This is a genomic window from Agrobacterium sp. 22-221-1 (assembly GCF_053522445.1).
The window spans coordinates 315,569-330,375 of record NZ_JBNWCL010000004.1 but is presented as its reverse complement, the minus strand read 5'-3'; the positions used below and the strand labels follow the sequence as shown (position 1 = coordinate 330,375).

15 protein-coding genes are annotated in these 14,807 nt (G+C 58.7%); 2 read left to right on the top strand and 13 right to left on the bottom strand.

The window, feature by feature from the left end:
- The first annotated feature begins 22 nt into the window (after positions 1–22).
- Positions 23–343, top strand: coding sequence for a thioredoxin (gene trxA, locus ACQZ5N_RS08930; protein WP_003505361.1), 321 nt, complete (start codon positions 23–25; stop codon positions 341–343).
- Positions 344–390: 47 nt separating this feature from the next.
- Here trxA and ACQZ5N_RS08925 read toward each other — a convergent pair whose 3' ends face one another.
- The 8 genes from ACQZ5N_RS08925 to ACQZ5N_RS08890 form a co-directional block, all read right to left on the bottom strand.
- A complete protein-coding gene (locus tag ACQZ5N_RS08925) occupies positions 391–1,770 on the bottom strand; it encodes a bifunctional folylpolyglutamate synthase/dihydrofolate synthase (RefSeq protein WP_448732710.1) in 1,380 nt (459 codons plus the stop codon).
- 86 nt (positions 1,771–1,856) lie between these two features.
- Positions 1,857–2,753 (bottom strand): acetyl-CoA carboxylase, carboxyltransferase subunit beta, encoded by an 897-nt coding sequence (gene accD, locus ACQZ5N_RS08920; protein WP_080852919.1) that lies wholly within the window; start codon positions 2,751–2,753, stop codon positions 1,857–1,859.
- Positions 2,754–2,780: 27 nt separating this feature from the next.
- The gene (trpA, locus tag ACQZ5N_RS08915) at positions 2,781–3,620 is read right to left on the bottom strand and encodes a tryptophan synthase subunit alpha (protein ID WP_031233963.1); all 840 of its coding nucleotides are present in this window, start codon (positions 3,618–3,620) and stop codon (positions 2,781–2,783) included.
- A 4-nt stretch (positions 3,621–3,624) separates the two neighbouring features.
- Positions 3,625–4,845, bottom strand: coding sequence for a tryptophan synthase subunit beta (gene trpB / locus ACQZ5N_RS08910; RefSeq protein WP_003521170.1), 1,221 nt, complete (start codon positions 4,843–4,845; stop codon positions 3,625–3,627).
- A gap of 1 nt (position 4,846) precedes the next feature.
- A complete protein-coding gene (locus tag ACQZ5N_RS08905; protein WP_425646617.1) occupies positions 4,847–5,509 on the bottom strand; it encodes a phosphoribosylanthranilate isomerase in 663 nt (220 codons plus the stop codon).
- Positions 5,510–5,611: 102 nt separating this feature from the next.
- A complete protein-coding gene (locus ACQZ5N_RS08900) occupies positions 5,612–6,379 on the bottom strand; it encodes a M48 family metallopeptidase (protein ID WP_448732709.1) in 768 nt (255 codons plus the stop codon).
- A 68-nt stretch (positions 6,380–6,447) separates the two neighbouring features.
- Entirely contained in the window at positions 6,448–7,680 is a 1,233-nt protein-coding gene (locus tag ACQZ5N_RS08895; protein WP_448732708.1) for a polyhydroxyalkanoate depolymerase, read from the bottom strand.
- Positions 7,681–7,803: 123 nt separating this feature from the next.
- Positions 7,804–8,646 carry a fumarylacetoacetate hydrolase family protein gene (locus ACQZ5N_RS08890; protein ID WP_174057565.1) on the bottom strand — a complete coding sequence of 281 codons (843 nt, stop codon included), beginning with the start codon at positions 8,644–8,646 and terminating at the stop codon, positions 7,804–7,806.
- Positions 8,647–8,774: 128 nt separating this feature from the next.
- On the opposite strand from ACQZ5N_RS08890, the gene ACQZ5N_RS08885 reads away from it, so the two are divergent.
- Positions 8,775–9,377, top strand: coding sequence for a nitroreductase family protein (locus tag ACQZ5N_RS08885; RefSeq protein ID WP_448732707.1), 603 nt, complete (start codon positions 8,775–8,777; stop codon positions 9,375–9,377).
- A 98-nt stretch (positions 9,378–9,475) separates the two neighbouring features.
- Here ACQZ5N_RS08885 and gyrB read toward each other — a convergent pair whose 3' ends face one another.
- The 5 genes from gyrB to ACQZ5N_RS08860 all read right to left on the bottom strand — a co-directional run bounded on the left by gyrB (position 9,476) and on the right by ACQZ5N_RS08860 (position 14,804).
- Positions 9,476–11,911 carry a DNA topoisomerase (ATP-hydrolyzing) subunit B gene (gene gyrB, locus ACQZ5N_RS08880; RefSeq protein ID WP_080815419.1) on the bottom strand — a complete coding sequence of 812 codons (2,436 nt, stop codon included), beginning with the start codon at positions 11,909–11,911 and terminating at the stop codon, positions 9,476–9,478.
- Positions 11,912–12,068: 157 nt separating this feature from the next.
- Positions 12,069–12,434, bottom strand: coding sequence for a helix-turn-helix domain-containing protein (locus ACQZ5N_RS08875; RefSeq protein WP_003521160.1), 366 nt, complete (start codon positions 12,432–12,434; stop codon positions 12,069–12,071).
- A complete protein-coding gene (locus ACQZ5N_RS08870) occupies positions 12,431–13,000 on the bottom strand; it encodes a Smr/MutS family protein (RefSeq protein WP_448732706.1) in 570 nt (189 codons plus the stop codon). Before ACQZ5N_RS08870 ends, ACQZ5N_RS08875 begins: the two co-directional genes overlap by 4 nt.
- Complete coding sequence (mltA, locus tag ACQZ5N_RS08865; protein WP_448732705.1) at positions 12,997–14,109, bottom strand: murein transglycosylase A; 1,113 nt, start codon at positions 14,107–14,109, stop codon at positions 12,997–12,999. The genes ACQZ5N_RS08870 and mltA overlap by 4 nt, the downstream gene beginning before the upstream one ends.
- Positions 14,106–14,804, bottom strand: a complete 699-nt coding sequence (locus tag ACQZ5N_RS08860; protein WP_003521156.1) for a Tim44/TimA family putative adaptor protein — start codon at positions 14,802–14,804, stop codon at positions 14,106–14,108. Before ACQZ5N_RS08860 ends, mltA begins: the two co-directional genes overlap by 4 nt.
- Positions 14,805–14,807 lie beyond the last annotated feature (3 nt).

The window sequence follows — 14,807 nt, the reverse complement described above, 5'->3', positions numbered from 1 at the left end:
TTAGCTGAAAGGAGAGCCAGATATGGCTACCGTAAAAGTCGATGCCGCCAACTTCCAGTCCGAAGTCCTCGAATCCGCCGAACCCGTCGTGGTGGATTTCTGGGCCGAATGGTGCGGCCCGTGCAAGATGATCGCGCCGAGCCTTGAGGAAATTTCGTCCGAGCTTGCCGGCAAGGTCAAGGTCGCGAAGCTCAACATCGACGAAAACCCGGAACTGGCTGCCCAGTTCGGCGTGCGCTCCATCCCGACGCTCGCCATGTTCAAGGGCGGCGAAGTGGCCGACATCAAGGTTGGCGCTGCTCCCAAGACAGCGCTGTCCGCCTGGATTTCCGGCGCCGCATAAGCAATGTTCATGGAATGAAAAAAGCCCGGCATCACTGCCGGGCTTTTTTATTGGGGAACCGTGCCGTTGAAGGCGAGCGCGTTGCCGGCAAGATAAAGCGAGCCGCCGATCAGGATGCGCGGTGCCGGTCCTTCGGGGTCGAAGCGGCGCGACAGCTCTTCCAGAGCATGCGTGAGGGACGAGGTGGGGGCCGCCACGAGACCTGCATCGAAGGCCGCGTGAGCAAGTACGACGGGATCGATCGCCGCATCGGTGCCGCCAATCGGCACGGTGAAGACATATTCGGCAATATCGGCGAAGGCCTTGAAATAGCCCACCGGATCCTTGGTATTGATCATGCCTGCAATGATGAAGAGCGGGCGTGGCGTCTTTTCCTCAAAGCCGGCCATCGCTTCGGCAATGACTTCGCCCGCGCCGGGGTTATGACCGCCATCGATCCAGATTTCCGAATCCTTCGGGGCCATTTCAGCGATTTTGCCAGTCAGGATGCGCTGCAGACGGCCGGGCCATTCCACGGAGGTCATGGCTTTTTCGATCATCCGTTCCGTCACCTCGAAACCGGCGGCCTTGATGGCGCGGATCGCGGCGGCGGCATTGGCAAGCTGGTGGCGGCCGGGAAGACGCGGCAGCGGCGCATCGGCCAGGCCGAACTCATCCTGATAGACCATGCGGCCGAATTCTTCATGGGCGGAAAAATCCTGCCCATAGACCGATACCGGGCAACCGAGCCGCTCCGCCGTGGCGACGAGCGTTTCAAGCGCTGCATCATATTCCTGATGGCCTATGACGACGGGGGAACCCTTTTTCATGATTCCCGCCTTTTCGGCGGCGATCAGCTCCACTCGGTCGCCGAGATAGGCCTGATGATCCAACGAAATCGGCATGATGACGGAGACGGCCGGATTGTTGATCACATTGGTCGCATCGAAACGTCCACCCAGACCAACCTCAACGACGGCGGCATCGGCGGGCTGTTCCGCAAAAAGCACGAACATCGCGGCAGTCAGGATTTCGAAAACCGTAATCGTCTGGCCTGCATTGGCAGCTTCAATACGGCGCAGCGCATCCGCAAAGGCGGCATCCTCGACATAACGGCCTTTTTCCCCGTAGACGCCGATACGATAACGTTCGTGCCAGTTCACCAGATGTGGAGAGGTGTGGACGTGAACGGAAAGGCCCGCCGCCTCCAGAAGCGCTCGGCAAAAGGCCGTGACGGAACCCTTACCATTGGTGCCCGCAACATGGATAACAGGTGGCATCCTGTTCTGGGGATTGCCGAGTTTTTCGAGAAGACGGGAAATTCTATCGAGCGAAAGATCGAACCCCTTGGGGTGGAGCTGCATCAGCTCTTCAATGATCTTCTCGGCCTCACCGATCGCGGGCTTCGTCATGTCTTCCGTTCGCCTTTCAGGCGTTTTGCTTGCCATTTGTCCGCCGCACCAAAGATGAAATCATGCAACGTATAGCATCATCCCGAAGGCAGTTTATGCCTCCGGGCGACATATTTTTTTTCTCAGGCCGAAGCGGCCAGCGGGACGACCGCATTTGCATTCCCAGCAGGCGCTTTGGTCATGATCTTGAGCAGATTGGCCAGCGTGTCGGGGATTTCGCGGCGGTCGATCACCATGTCCACCATGCCGTGTTCCAGCAGATATTCCGAAGTCTGGAAGCCTTCGGGAAGCTTTTCGCGAATGGTCTGCTCGATCACGCGCTTGCCTGCGAAGCAAATCTCAGCGCCCGGCTCGGCGATATGCACATCGCCCAGCATGGCGTAGGAGGCCGTGACGCCGCCGGTCGTCGGGTTCGTCAGAACCACGATATATGGCATTCCCGCTTCTTTCAGCATGTTCACCGCAACCGTGGTACGTGGCAGCTGCATCAGCGAAAGAATGCCTTCCTGCATACGTGCGCCACCCGAGGCCGGGAACATCACGAGCGGGCAACGCTCGGAAATGGCGCGCTCGAAGGCCTTAACGATGGCCTCGCCAGCGGCAATGCCGAGCGAACCGCCCATGAACTGGAATTCATGCACGACGGCGACGATCTTCAGGCCTTTCAGGAGGCCAACGCCGGCAAGGATTGTGTCTTCCTGCTCGGTCTTCGTGCGGCTGTCGCGCAGGCGGTCGGTGTATTTTTTGGAATCGCGGAACTTCAAGGGGTCCTGCGCCACCTTCGGCTGCGGCAGTGCCTCATAGACACCACCATCGAAAAGATCGGCAAGACGTGCCTTGGCCGGCATCTTCATATGGTAGCCGGAAGCCGGGATGACCCACTTGTTATCTTCCAGATCCTTGTGGAAGACCATCTCGCCCGTTTCCGGGCACTTGATCCACAGGTTCTCCGGAACCTCCGGGCGGCGGCCAAGCATGGAATTGATCCGGGGCCGTACGTAATTGGTGATCCAGTTCAACTGACTACTCCTGACTGGGCCGCGCGCTTATTCCGCAGCGGCAAGGCGCGATGCACGCACGCCCGTTGAAAGTCCTTTTACCAGCGTCGTAACGGCCGGTACGGTATCGGCGGTCGCCTGCCCGTCTTTGGTCAGGCTGCCCGCAATCTGGTTGACGATGGCCGAACCGACCACAACGCCATCCGCCACAGCACCGATCGCTTTTGCATGATCGGCCGTTTTGACACCGAAACCGACACAGACTGGCAGTTCCGTATGCGCCTTGATACGACCGACAGCGCCCGAGATCAACGAGGGATCGGGAAGTGCTGAACCGGTGATACCGTTCATCGAGACGTAATAGACGAAACCTGAGGTATTTTTAAGGACGGCAGGCAGACGCTTGCCATCCGTCGTCGGCGTCGCCAGACGGATGAAGTTGATGCCGCGCGCGAGTGCCGGGATGCAGAGTTCATCGTCCATTTCCGGCGGCAGATCGACAACGATCAGGCCATCGATGCCAGCCGCGATTGCGTCGTCCAGAAACTTTTCGACGCCGTAGATATAGATCGGATTATAGTAGCCCATCATCACGATCGGCGTTGCATCGTCTTGCTTGCGAAACTCGCGGGCGAGATCGAGCGTCGTCTTCAGCGTCTGGCCGCCTTTCAGCGCGCGCTGGCCGGCCAGCTGAATGGCCGGACCATCCGCCATCGGGTCGGAAAAGGGCATGCCGAGTTCGATGACGTCGGCACCTGCTTCCGGCAGAGCCTTCATGATACCGAGCGAGGTTTCAAAATCCGGGTCGCCGCCCATGAAATAGGTAATCAGGGCCGGGCGATTTTCAGCGCGCAGATCGGCAAAGCGCTTGTCCATACGTGCAGTCATGATCTTATACATCCATTCCAAGGAACTTGCTGACGGTGTGGACATCCTTGTCGCCGCGACCGGAGAGGTTCATCAGGATGATTTCATCCTTGCCCATCTTCGGTGCGCGCTTGATGACTTCCGCCAAGGCGTGGCTCGGCTCCAGAGCCGGAATGATCCCTTCAAGGCGGGTCAGCATCTGGAAGGCGTCCAGCGCCTCATGGTCCATGATCGGCACATATTCCACGCGGCCGATATCGTTCAGCCAGGAATGTTCAGGGCCGATGCCGGGATAATCGAGGCCTGCGGAGATCGAATGGCCTTCCTTGATCTGGCCGTCCTCATCCTGCAGCAGATAAGTGCGGTTGCCATGCAGCACGCCCGGCGAACCGGCGGTGATGGAAGCGCAATGCTCATCACCCGAAAGACCCTTGCCACCGGCTTCGACACCGACGATGCGGACATTCTTGTCATCGAGGAAAGGATGGAAGATGCCGATGGCATTCGAACCACCGCCGACAGCCGCGACGACCAGATCTGGCAGGCGGCCTTCGGCCTCCAGCATCTGCGCCTTGGCTTCCTCGCCGATAACGGCCTGGAAATCGCGGACCATTTCCGGATAGGGATGCGGGCCGGCCGCGGTGCCGATCAGATAATAGGTATCCTCGACATTGGTGACCCAGTCGCGCAAGGCCTCGTTCATAGCGTCCTTCAGGGTGCCGTGGCCGGCCGTCACCGGCTTCACTTCAGCGCCAAGGAGCTTCATGCGGAACACATTCGGGGCCTGACGGGCAACATCCGTCGCGCCCATATAGACGACGCAAGGCAGGCCGAAGCGTGCAGCGACGGTAGCGGAGGCAACGCCGTGCTGGCCGGCACCGGTTTCGGCAATGATACGGGTCTTACCCATGCGCTTGGCAAGCAGGATCTGGCCGAGACAATTGTTGATCTTGTGCGAGCCAGTGTGGTTCAGCTCTTCGCGCTTGAAATAGATCTTCGCGCCGCCAAGTTCCGCCGTGAGGCGTTCCGCAAAATAAAGCGGGCTCGGACGACCCGTATAGTGCGCGCCGAGATGCTTGAGTTCCGCCTGAAACGCGGGATCGGTCTTGGCCTTGTCCCATTCCGCCTGCAAATCCAGAATGAGCGGCATCAGCGTTTCGGCAACGAAGCGACCTCCGTAAATGCCGAAACGGCCGTCCTCATCGGGACCAGCGCGAAAAGAATTGGGTGTTGGCGCGTCGTTCACTTCAAGCTCCCTTTGGGCCTTTCGACCAATCATTCACCACATCGAAAAATGCGTCGATCATGGACAGATCCTTGACGCCCGGTGCACTTTCCACACCGGACGATAAATCTAGTCCGCTTGCCCTGGTCTCCGCCAGCGCCTCGGCGACATTGTCCTTGTTCAATCCCCCGGAAAGCATGTAATCCACACTTGCGTCAAGTGATCGCAGGATGGTCCAGTCGAAGGAGACGCCGTTGCCGCCCGGCAGCTCGGAACCGGCGGGCGCCTTGGCATCCAGCAGAAAACGGTCGGCTATTCCAATATAAGGGTCGATTTTGGCAAGATCAGCGGCATCGCGAATGGAAATCGCCTTCATGACAGGCAGGCCATACAGCGCCTTGATGTTCAGCAGCCGCTCCGGGCTTTCATTGCCATGCAGCTGCAGGATGTCCGGTTTGACGAGATCGACGATTTCATCGAGATAATCATTGTCGGCATTGACGGTGACGGCAACCACCTTGGCGGCGCCACGGGCACCTTCCGCCAGCCTGCCGGCAATATCGGGCTCGATGTTGCGCGGGCTTTTTTCAAAGAAAATAAAACCGACATGGGACGCACCGCGCCTGACGGCGCGCTCCAGCGCTTCCGGTGTCTTCAATCCGCAAATCTTGATATCCGGTTTCATACCCGCGACCTGACATGAAATGCGACAAGAGTCGAGCCAAATCGCATCCATTCCCGATGGAATGTTTCACGTGAATCCAGATGGCGATCCGCGCCGCAGGTTTCAATCGAAATCGATGGCGTGGAGTTTGGAACCGTGGCGTTTCAGCCAGCTCTTGGCTTCTTCCGTGTGCGGGCAGAGCTTTTCGCATAATGCCCAAAATTTCGGGCCGTGGTTCATTTCGCTCAGATGTGCAACCTCGTGGGCGGCAAGATAGTCGATGACCTGTTCCGGAGCCATGACAATGCGCCAGGAAAAGCTCAAATTTCCATCATGGGAACAGGAACCCCAGCGGCTGCGCGTATCCTTCATGCTGATGGAGCGCACCGGCCGGCCGATGCTACGTGCATGAACAGCCACAAGCCGTTCCAGATCCGCCTTCGCTTCCTTTTTGAGGAATGTCGCTATCCGTCTTCTCAGATGTTCCGGCGCGCCGCTGACCTTCAGAATGGCCATCCCATCGGCGTCTTTCGTGACATGTGTCAGCCCTCGTAGGCTGCCAGTATGGTCAATACGGTGAGATATGCCACGAATATCGATGGTCGCACCCGGACGCAAACCGTCGTCGGGGCTGAATTTCACAAGCTTGCCTTCCAGCCAGCCCTGGTGCCTTTCGAGAAAGTCATCCACTTGGCGGTGATGCAGGCCCATAGGGATCGTCAGCTTCAGCGCCCTGCCGCCCGGTTCAATGCGCAGCGTAATGCGCGTGGCGCGCGGATTTTCCCTGACCGTAATCGGCACCTGCCTGCCCGCCACCGCAACAGTGCGCTGGCTGGGCAGCGCCTTCTTTGGGGCCGGCGATTTCAGGGATTTTCTGAGGAGCGAAAACATGTACTCTTCATAACCGATTCGCCCGTCGCTTGGCCATGCAAATGCGCGGCACGGCCAGCCATCTGCCCTTAAGCTGTCTGGTGTTTACGGATAAAATCCAGCATGCGCGGCACGATTTCCTTGCGGAAGCGCGAACCGTTGAAGACGCCGTAGTGCCCGACATCCGGCTGCATGTAATGGGCGCGTTTGTCTTCAGGGATGTTCCGGCAGAGATCATGGGCCGCCTTTGTCTGGCCAACACCGGAAATATCGTCGTTCTCGCCTTCCACCGTAAACAATGCGACTTTGCGAATGGCCGCGGGATCGACCGCCCTGCCCCGGTGCAGCATGTTCCCTTTCGGAAGCGCATGGTCGATAAAGACGGTTTCCACCGTCTGCAGATAGAACTCCGCCGTCAAATCCATGACGGCCAGATATTCATCGTAAAATTCGCGGTGCTTTTCAGCGGAATCGCCGTCATTCTTGACGAGGTTGAGATAAAAATCCTTGTGCGCCGTCATGTGCTTGTCGAGGTTCATCGACATGAAACCGGAGAGTTGCAGGAAGCCCGGATAGACATTGCGGCCAAAAGCGGGCTGCGGCCATGGCACCTGCATGACGACATTGTCGCGGAACCATTCAATGGGTTTCGCCTTGGCAAGACCGTTGACAGCCGTTGGATTGATGCGCGTGTCGATCGGACCACCCATCAGCGTCATAGACGCTGGTGCGAATTTATCCCCATCCGCCTCCATTAACGAGACGGCGGCCAACACCGGCACGGATGGCTGACAGACGGCGACCACATGCGCCCCTGGTCCGATCGCGCGCAGCATCTCGATGACATAGCTGATGTAATCGTCGAGATCGAAGGTGCCCTCACTCACCGGCACGGTGCGGGCGTCGGCCCAATCGGTGATGTAAATATCCGCCGAAGGCAGCAGGGCCTCGACCGTCCCCCGCAACAGGGTGGCGTAGTGGCCGGACATCGGCGCTACCAGCAGCACCTTCGGATCAGACTGGCGGGCTGGATCGAGTTCTTTCTTGAAATGAACGAGATTGCAGAACGGACGCGACCAGACGGTCTCTTCGACAACATTGACGGTCTGGCCATCGACAATCGTATTGCCGAGAGCGAATTCCGGTTTTGCGTAACGGCGCGTCATGCGCTCAAAGACCTCAAAACCGGCATCGAGGCTTCTTCCGAAAGCCGTGCTGGAAAGCGGGTTGAGCGGATTGTTGCAGGCCTGGCGCATCATGTCGGCACCGGCGCGCAGCGGCGCCATGGCCGCATGGTTCATTTCATAGAGGTGGTAGAACACTGATGACGCCTCCCTCGCGATCACGCTCTTTTTTCAACCATAGCAGCTTTTCGCAGGTGCACAAAATCGAAGGCGCCGGCGGTTTCCCGCCAGCGCCTCACTTTCCGTTGAACGCCGTGGCGATCAGATGTCGGCGACGAAAGTCTGCTTCTGGGAACCGAGGCCTTCGATACCGAGTTCCACGACATCGCCAGCCTTCAGGTAACGCGGCGGCTTCATGCCCATGCCGACACCGGGAGGAGTGCCGGTGGAAATGACATCGCCGGGATGCAGCGACATGAACTGGCTGAGATAGGAGACAACGTGCGCGACGCCATACACCATGGTCTTGCTGGAGCCGTCCTGCATGGTCTGGCCGTTGACCTTCAGCCACATGCCGAGGTTCTGCGGATCGGCGATTTCATCCTTCGTCACCAGCCAGGGGCCGATGGGGCCAAAGGTGTCGCAGGACTTGCCCTTGGTCCATTGCCCCGCACGCTCCGTCTGGAAGGCGCGTTCGGACACATCATGCGAAACGCAATAACCGGCGACGTAGTCGAGAGCATCGGCTTCCGAGACGTATTTGGCGGTTTTGCCGATGACGACGCCGAGCTCGACTTCCCAGTCGGTCTTTTCAGAACCGCGCGGAATGGTGACGTTGTCATTCGGACCGACGATGGCCGAGGTCGCCTTCATGAAAATGACCGGTTCCGGCGGTACGGTGGCACCCGTTTCGGCAGCATGGTCGGAGAAGTTGAGGCCGATGCAGATGAATTTTCCGGTTCCGGCAACGCAGGCGCCGATGCGCTCTTCGTTCAGCACCGGAAGTGTACTCAGGTCGATCGCGGCGATCTTCTTGAGGCCCTCGGGAGAAATGGCTTCGCCGCCAATGTCTTTGACATGGGCGGACAGATCGCGGACTTTTCCTTCCGCATCGAGGATTGCAGGTTTTTCCTGGCCGGGCTGGCCGACACGCATCAATTTCATGGAACTCTCTCCCGGTTGTCAGACAAGGTGATGCATATATGAACGATGCATTCATACTTGTCACCCCTTGACTGCGCCAAGTTTCGAAAAATACCTTTTCCTTCCCGTCAATCAAAAGGACATGGCCCGTGACGAACAGCAATTCCCGGCAATCCGAATATCCCGTCGATCCCCTCTTCCTCGATCGCTGGTCTCCGCGCGCCTTCGATGGCCACGCCATGCCGCAAGAGCATCTGATGACAATTCTGGATGCCGCGCATTGGGCGCCGTCTGCCTCCAACTATCAGCCATGGCGGTTTGTCTATGCGCACAAGGATAGTGAGGACTGGCCGCTCTTCGTGGAACTGCTGATGGAGGGAAACCAGCGCTGGGCAAAAAACGCCTCCGTGCTGCTGTTTGTCATTTCCCGCGACTATAACATCTCGCGCGACGGTGAGAAAAAACCATCAGCGACCCATTCCTTCGATGCCGGCGCTGCCTGGTTTTCGCTTGCTATGCAGGCTCACTTGCTCGGTTACCACGCCCATGGCATGGCTGGCATATTGAAAGACAAGATCGTTGAAAAACTGAACATCCCGGAAGGCTACAAGGTGGAGGCCGGGGTCGCCATCGGCACGCTGACCGACAAGTCCGTTCTCCCCGACGATCTGGCGGAACGGGAAGTGCCGAGCAAGCGTCTGCCCTTGGCGGATGTGGCCTTCGAAGGGCGCTTCACCGGCAAGGTTGATTGATGTTCTCTGAATGACAAAAGGCCCGGCGGAAATTGACCGCCGGGCCTTTTGTTAAATTTTCGTTTCACGTGAATCGTTACGCGAAATACCCCACAGGATTAAATGTCGAGGTTAGCGACGCTCAGCGCATTTTCCTGAATGAAGTCGCGGCGCGGTTCCACCTCGTCGCCCATCAGGCGAGCGAACAGGCCGTCGGCATCCGTCGCGTCGCTCACCCTTACCTGCAGCAGGGAGCGAACATTGGCGTCGAGCGTGGTTTCCCACAGCTGCTCGGCATTCATTTCGCCGAGGCCCTTATAGCGCTGCATGGAAAGACCCTTGCGGCCGGCGGCGAAAATCGCATCCAGAAGTGCGCGTGGACCGGCCAGTTCCATGGTGCCATCCTTGCGTTGCAGGACCGGCGGCGTGGCGTAGATATCGCGCGTGCGGGCTGCGAGCTGATCGATATGGCGGGCATCGGCCGAACCGAGCAGTCCCATATCCAGCGTCGAAACTTCCTTGACGCCGCGCACCATGCGCTCGAAGCGCAAGCCGCCATCCTGCAGTACGGTGCCGGACCAGCCACGTTCGGTTTCTTCCGCGATCATGTCGAGACGCCGTGCCACTTCGGCAACGGTTTCCTCGGCGCGGGCAGCATCGGCCGAAAGCTCGGGGTTCAGCGCGCCGGCTATTGCCGCCTGTTCCACGATCGAGCGGCTGTAACGCGAATGCAGCCCGTCGATCAGCGAGCGCATGCGCACCGCATCCAGAATGACTTCGCGAAGATCTGCGCCGATACGCACTTCGCCAGAACCGAGCGTCAGCGACGCTTCCTCGATACCCATGGAGATCAGGTATTCTTCCAGCGCCTTTTCATCCTTGAGGTACTGCACGGATTTGCCACGCGTGACCTTATAAAGCGGCGGCTGAGCGATATAGAGATGGCCGCGCTCGATCAGTTCCGGCATCTGGCGGAAGAAGAAGGTCAGGAGCAGGGTACGGATGTGGGCGCCATCGACGTCAGCATCCGTCATGATGATAATCTTATGGTAACGCAGCTTGTCGGCGTTGAACTCGTCCTTGCCGATGGAGGTACCGAGCGCCGTAATCAGCGTGCCGATTTCCTGGCTGGACAACATCTTGTCGAAACGGGCACGTTCGACATTGAGAATCTTGCCACGCAGCGGCAGGATCGCCTGGGTTTCGCGCGAGCGGCCCTGCTTGGCCGAACCGCCAGCGGAGTCACCCTCGACGAGGAAGAGTTCGGATTTAGCCGGATCACGCTCGGAGCAGTCGGCAAGCTTGCCGGGCAGAGAGGCGATATCGAGCGCACCTTTACGGCGTGTCAGTTCGCGCGCCTTGCGGGCGGCTTCGCGGGCGACCGCCGCTTCCACCACCTTGCCCACGAGGATTCTTGCGTCGGAAGGATGTTCTTCCAACCAGGTGGAGAGCGCTTCGTTGACAAGGCTTTCCACGACCGGACGCACTTCGGAGGAAACGAGCTTGTCTTTCGTCTGCGAGGAAAACTTGGGGTCGGGAACCTTGACGGAGAGAATGGCCGTCAGTCCTTCACGGCAGTCCTCACCCTGCAGGCTCACCTTTTCCTTTTTCAGGATGCCCGAGGTTTCGGCATAGGAGGTCACCTGACGGGTCAGCGCCGCGCGGAAACCGGCCATATGGGTGCCGCCGTCGCGCTGGGGAATGTTGTTGGTAAAGCAAAGCACGTTCTCATGGTAGCTATCGTTCCACCAGAGTGCGACCTCAACCGTAATGCCGTCCTTTTCGCCCTTGATGGCGACTGGCTTGTCCACCAGCGGCTTCTTGGCACGGTCGAGATAACGGACGAAGGCTTCGAGACCGCCATCATACAGTAGCTCTTCCTGCTTGATATCGGAATGGCGCTTGTCGGTGAGCAGGATGCGCACGCCGGAATTCAGGAATGCGAGTTCGCGCAGGCGATGCTCCAGCGTTCCATAATCATAGTCCGTCATGGTGAAGGTCTGCGGGCTCGCCAGGAAGGTCACTTCCGTGCCAGAGCGACCTTCATATTCGCCAATGACGGAAAGCGGCGCATCGGCGACACCATGGGTGAAGCCGATTTCATGCAGCTTGCCGTTACGGCGGATCCTGAGCTTCAGCCAGACCGAAAGCGCATTGACCACAGAGACACCCACACCATGCAGGCCGCCCGACACCTTATAGGAGTTCTGGTCGAATTTGCCGCCGGCATGCAGCTGGGTCATGATGACTTCGGCGGCGGAAACGCCTTCAGAAGAATGGATGTCGGTCGGAATGCCGCGTCCGTTGTCCGTTACCGTCACCGAGCCGTCGGCATTCAGCGTCACCGTCACCAGATCGGCATGACCGGCAAGCGCCTCGTCAATGGCATTGTCGACGACTTCATAGACCATGTGGTGCAGGCCGGAACCGTCATCGGTATCGCCGATATACATGCCGGGCCGTTTGCGCACGGCATCAAGGCCCTTGAGGACCTTGATCGAATCGGCTCCATATTCCGCGTTCGCGCCGACTTCGCTTGACGATGTTTCGGTCATAAATACTCTTTCCAAAGTTTTCTCGGGCCAGGTTTCCAGTGAGAGGGCCTGAAGCCAGCGAATCACTCAAATCCGACATGCGACTATAGAAATTCTACACCCAATCCCAAAGGCCGCATGCTTCAGGATGCTGCATAAAGCAGGGGATAGAGGGGTTTCAATCGCAAGAACGGCTTTTTTGCAGCACGGCTGACAGTTCCTCTACCACACTCGGCGGCAGCTTGCGAATATCCCGTGCCAGCCGGTTGGCGAAAGCCGTATATTGCGGCGGCAGACCGATGGTGTCGATCACCACTTTCGGGTCGGATGAGCCGGCCAGAAAGAACAATTCCTCCGCCTCATCCCAGATGATGTTGAAATATCCGGCGATGCGCTGGAGGAGATCGAAACTCGGCTTGCCGCGCTTGCCATGCTCCAGCGCCGAAAGATAGGCCGGCGACACGCCGATTGCGGCGGCCATTTCCTTCTGCGTCACGCCCTTGCGCTCGCGAAGCTGCCGCACGGCCTCCGCAAAGGGCGTCATGACTTTTCACCCCGCCGACGCGCCAGCCGCACATAGAGCGCACCGTCGCCGCCGTGATTGGCGGATGCGTCCTCATAGGATGAGATCAGATGGCGATATTCCGGCTTGGAAAACCACATGGGCACCGCCCTTTTCAGCGCGCCGTCGCTGCCGATGGAACGGCCCTTGCCCGTTATGACGAGCACATGCCTCAGACCGCGTTCATGCGCGCGCAACAGAAAATCAAGCAGCACCGCATGGGCTTCGCTCTGGAACATGCCGTGCAGATCGATCCGCCCTTCCAGCGGCAACCGGCCACGGGTGAGTTTGCGTTTGACCGGTTTTTCCATCGGCTGATGAATCTTCGGCTTCTTGTCCGGAGCGGGTGGCGACGGCTCGACCGGCTCCGCAAGCATTCGCGGAAAAGCGCCTTTGCCGGTCTGCGGAACATCGGGTTCCACCGGAGGTTCCTCTATGTCGTCAAAAGCCAGCAGGTCTTCCAGTCTGCCGGAGATCGGCCGCGTGGTTTTTGCGACCTTTCCCCACAGAATGCGCTCTTCCTTGCCGAGCTTGCGACTGCTCTTCATCGCCGATACCTCTGCGCAGCCACCTGCGGTATCAGTATATAAAAATCGGCCTCATTACGCACCGTACCGGCCAGCTCTCCCGCTTCGAAACCGGAGCCGGTGAAAATATCGCCACGCGCCGGGCCAACGATGGCCGAGCCGGTATCGAGCGCCAGCATCAGCCGCGCAAAAGGTTTTCCGTCATCGAGATGGGTAAGCGACGGCGCATGGATGAAGAAGGGAAGCCCGAAAGTGTGGATGAGCCTGTCCACTGCAAGCGCTCGCCCCGCGACCAACGGAACCTTCGCAGCCGCAATCGGCCCCATATCCTGATCGGCGACATCCGCCTCCCGGAAAAAAATATAGGACCTGTTATGCCATAGCACCCTATCCACCTTATCCGGATGGTCAGCGAGCCATTTGCGGATCGTCTGCATCGACACGGTTTTCGGATCGAGTTCGCCGCGATCGAGAAGCAGACGGCCAATCGGTGAAAAAGCATGCCCGGCCTTGGCCGCATAGGTGATGCGCTTTACCGCGCCGTCGGGAAACATCAGACGCGCCGCACCCTGCACATGAACGAAAAACAGGTCGACCTTCGATCTTGCCCAGGCAATCTCAAGACCCCTGCCCTCCAGGTACCCTTCATCGATCGCCTGGCGGTCTGGAAAATAAGAAATACCGTTTTCATCCTCCCTGCCGAAAGCATAGGACGTATCGAAGCCGGCGGGCCGATTGGTGTCGTCGATATCCACCAACTCCGGCGGCCGGCGGTAAATCGGATAACGCCAGATGTCGTCGGGCTCGGACGACACTTCCAGTTCGGGCTCGTAAAAAGCGGTCACGAAACCGCTTTTTCCCTGAGCCGTAGAAATCCTGAAAGGCACGCAATTGGTTTCAAAAAACCGGCGTGCCTGTTCCGGGCTGCTTGTCTGGTTTTTCTCTGCGCTTTCCAGAAGCGAGACCAGTTCCGCCGCCGTGACCCCGAGCGCGCCGGTCCTGTAGGGTTTTGCATTCCGAAGATGCGACAGGATGGTCGCCATCGCTGGAAAAAGCTTGCCCGGATCGTCTTGCCGCCATTCGGGCAGGTCGCTGAAAGAAACTTCTTCGATCGAAAAGGGCGCGGTCATTGCTCGGATTCGGTAGCGATCAGCTTCCAGTTCGGATCGCGCGAGCGGATATCGCGCGAGAAGGTCCAGATGTCGTCCACCTCCGCAACCGCATCCGGATCGCCATCCACCAGCTTGCCATCCTTGTCATAGGTCGCCGAAATCAGCTGGCTGACGATCCTCAGCGTGATCTGCACTTCGGAATCACGCACACTGGCCTGGGTGATATCTGCTTTCTCGATACCCACGAAGGTGGACTTCACAACCTCGCCACGACCTTCCCTCTCGGAAATGGCCGCCTCGAAACCGTCGAAAACCTCCTTCGACAGAAGGTTCTTGAGCGTCTTGCGATCACCATCGGCAAAGCCCATGACAATCATTTCATAGGCCATGCGGGCGCCGTTCAGGAATTCCTTCGGCCCGAAGGACGGGTCCCTGGTCATCACCTCCCGCAGCGACGCATTGAGCGGCGTATCGACGGGCGCAAGCGCATCCGCCTCGGCAAAACGGTTTTCATCGTCACCCTCGCTGCGCCGCGGCAGGGTCACGACCTTGTTATCGTCTGCAACGGGACCCTTTGCCACATCTCGCGGGCTATAGGGGTCGAATGGCGGCTTCTCATTGCCCGTGCGGCGACCGAGGACACTGCGGAGCTGAAAGAAGATCAGCACCGCTGCAACGAGAAAAAACAATGTGATAAAGTCGCTGAAGCCCATCTT

Bases quoted from the DNA above. Each gene is read 5' to 3' on its own strand.
- ACQZ5N_RS08870 (WP_448732706.1), bottom strand. From the start codon at position 13,000: ATGAAGAGCAGTCGCAAGCTCGGCAAGGAAGAGCGCATTCTGTGGGGA.
- mltA (WP_448732705.1), bottom strand. From the start codon at position 14,109: ATGACCGCGCCCTTTTCGATCGAAGAAGTTTCTTTCAGCGACCTGCCC.
- gyrB (WP_080815419.1), bottom strand. From the start codon at position 11,911: ATGACCGAAACATCGTCAAGCGAAGTCGGCGCGAACGCGGAATATGGA.
- trxA (WP_003505361.1), top strand. From the start codon at position 23: ATGGCTACCGTAAAAGTCGATGCCGCCAACTTCCAGTCCGAAGTCCTC.
- ACQZ5N_RS08875 (WP_003521160.1), bottom strand. From the start codon at position 12,434: ATGACGCCCTTTGCGGAGGCCGTGCGGCAGCTTCGCGAGCGCAAGGGC.
- ACQZ5N_RS08860 (WP_003521156.1), bottom strand. From the start codon at position 14,804: ATGGGCTTCAGCGACTTTATCACATTGTTTTTTCTCGTTGCAGCGGTG.
- ACQZ5N_RS08900 (WP_448732709.1), bottom strand. From the start codon at position 6,379: ATGTTTTCGCTCCTCAGAAAATCCCTGAAATCGCCGGCCCCAAAGAAG.
- ACQZ5N_RS08905 (WP_425646617.1), bottom strand. From the start codon at position 5,509: ATGAAACCGGATATCAAGATTTGCGGATTGAAGACACCGGAAGCGCTG.
- ACQZ5N_RS08890 (WP_174057565.1), bottom strand. From the start codon at position 8,646: ATGAAATTGATGCGTGTCGGCCAGCCCGGCCAGGAAAAACCTGCAATC.
- ACQZ5N_RS08925 (WP_448732710.1), bottom strand. From the start codon at position 1,770: ATGGCAAGCAAAACGCCTGAAAGGCGAACGGAAGACATGACGAAGCCC.
- trpA (WP_031233963.1), bottom strand. From the start codon at position 3,620: ATGACTGCACGTATGGACAAGCGCTTTGCCGATCTGCGCGCTGAAAAT.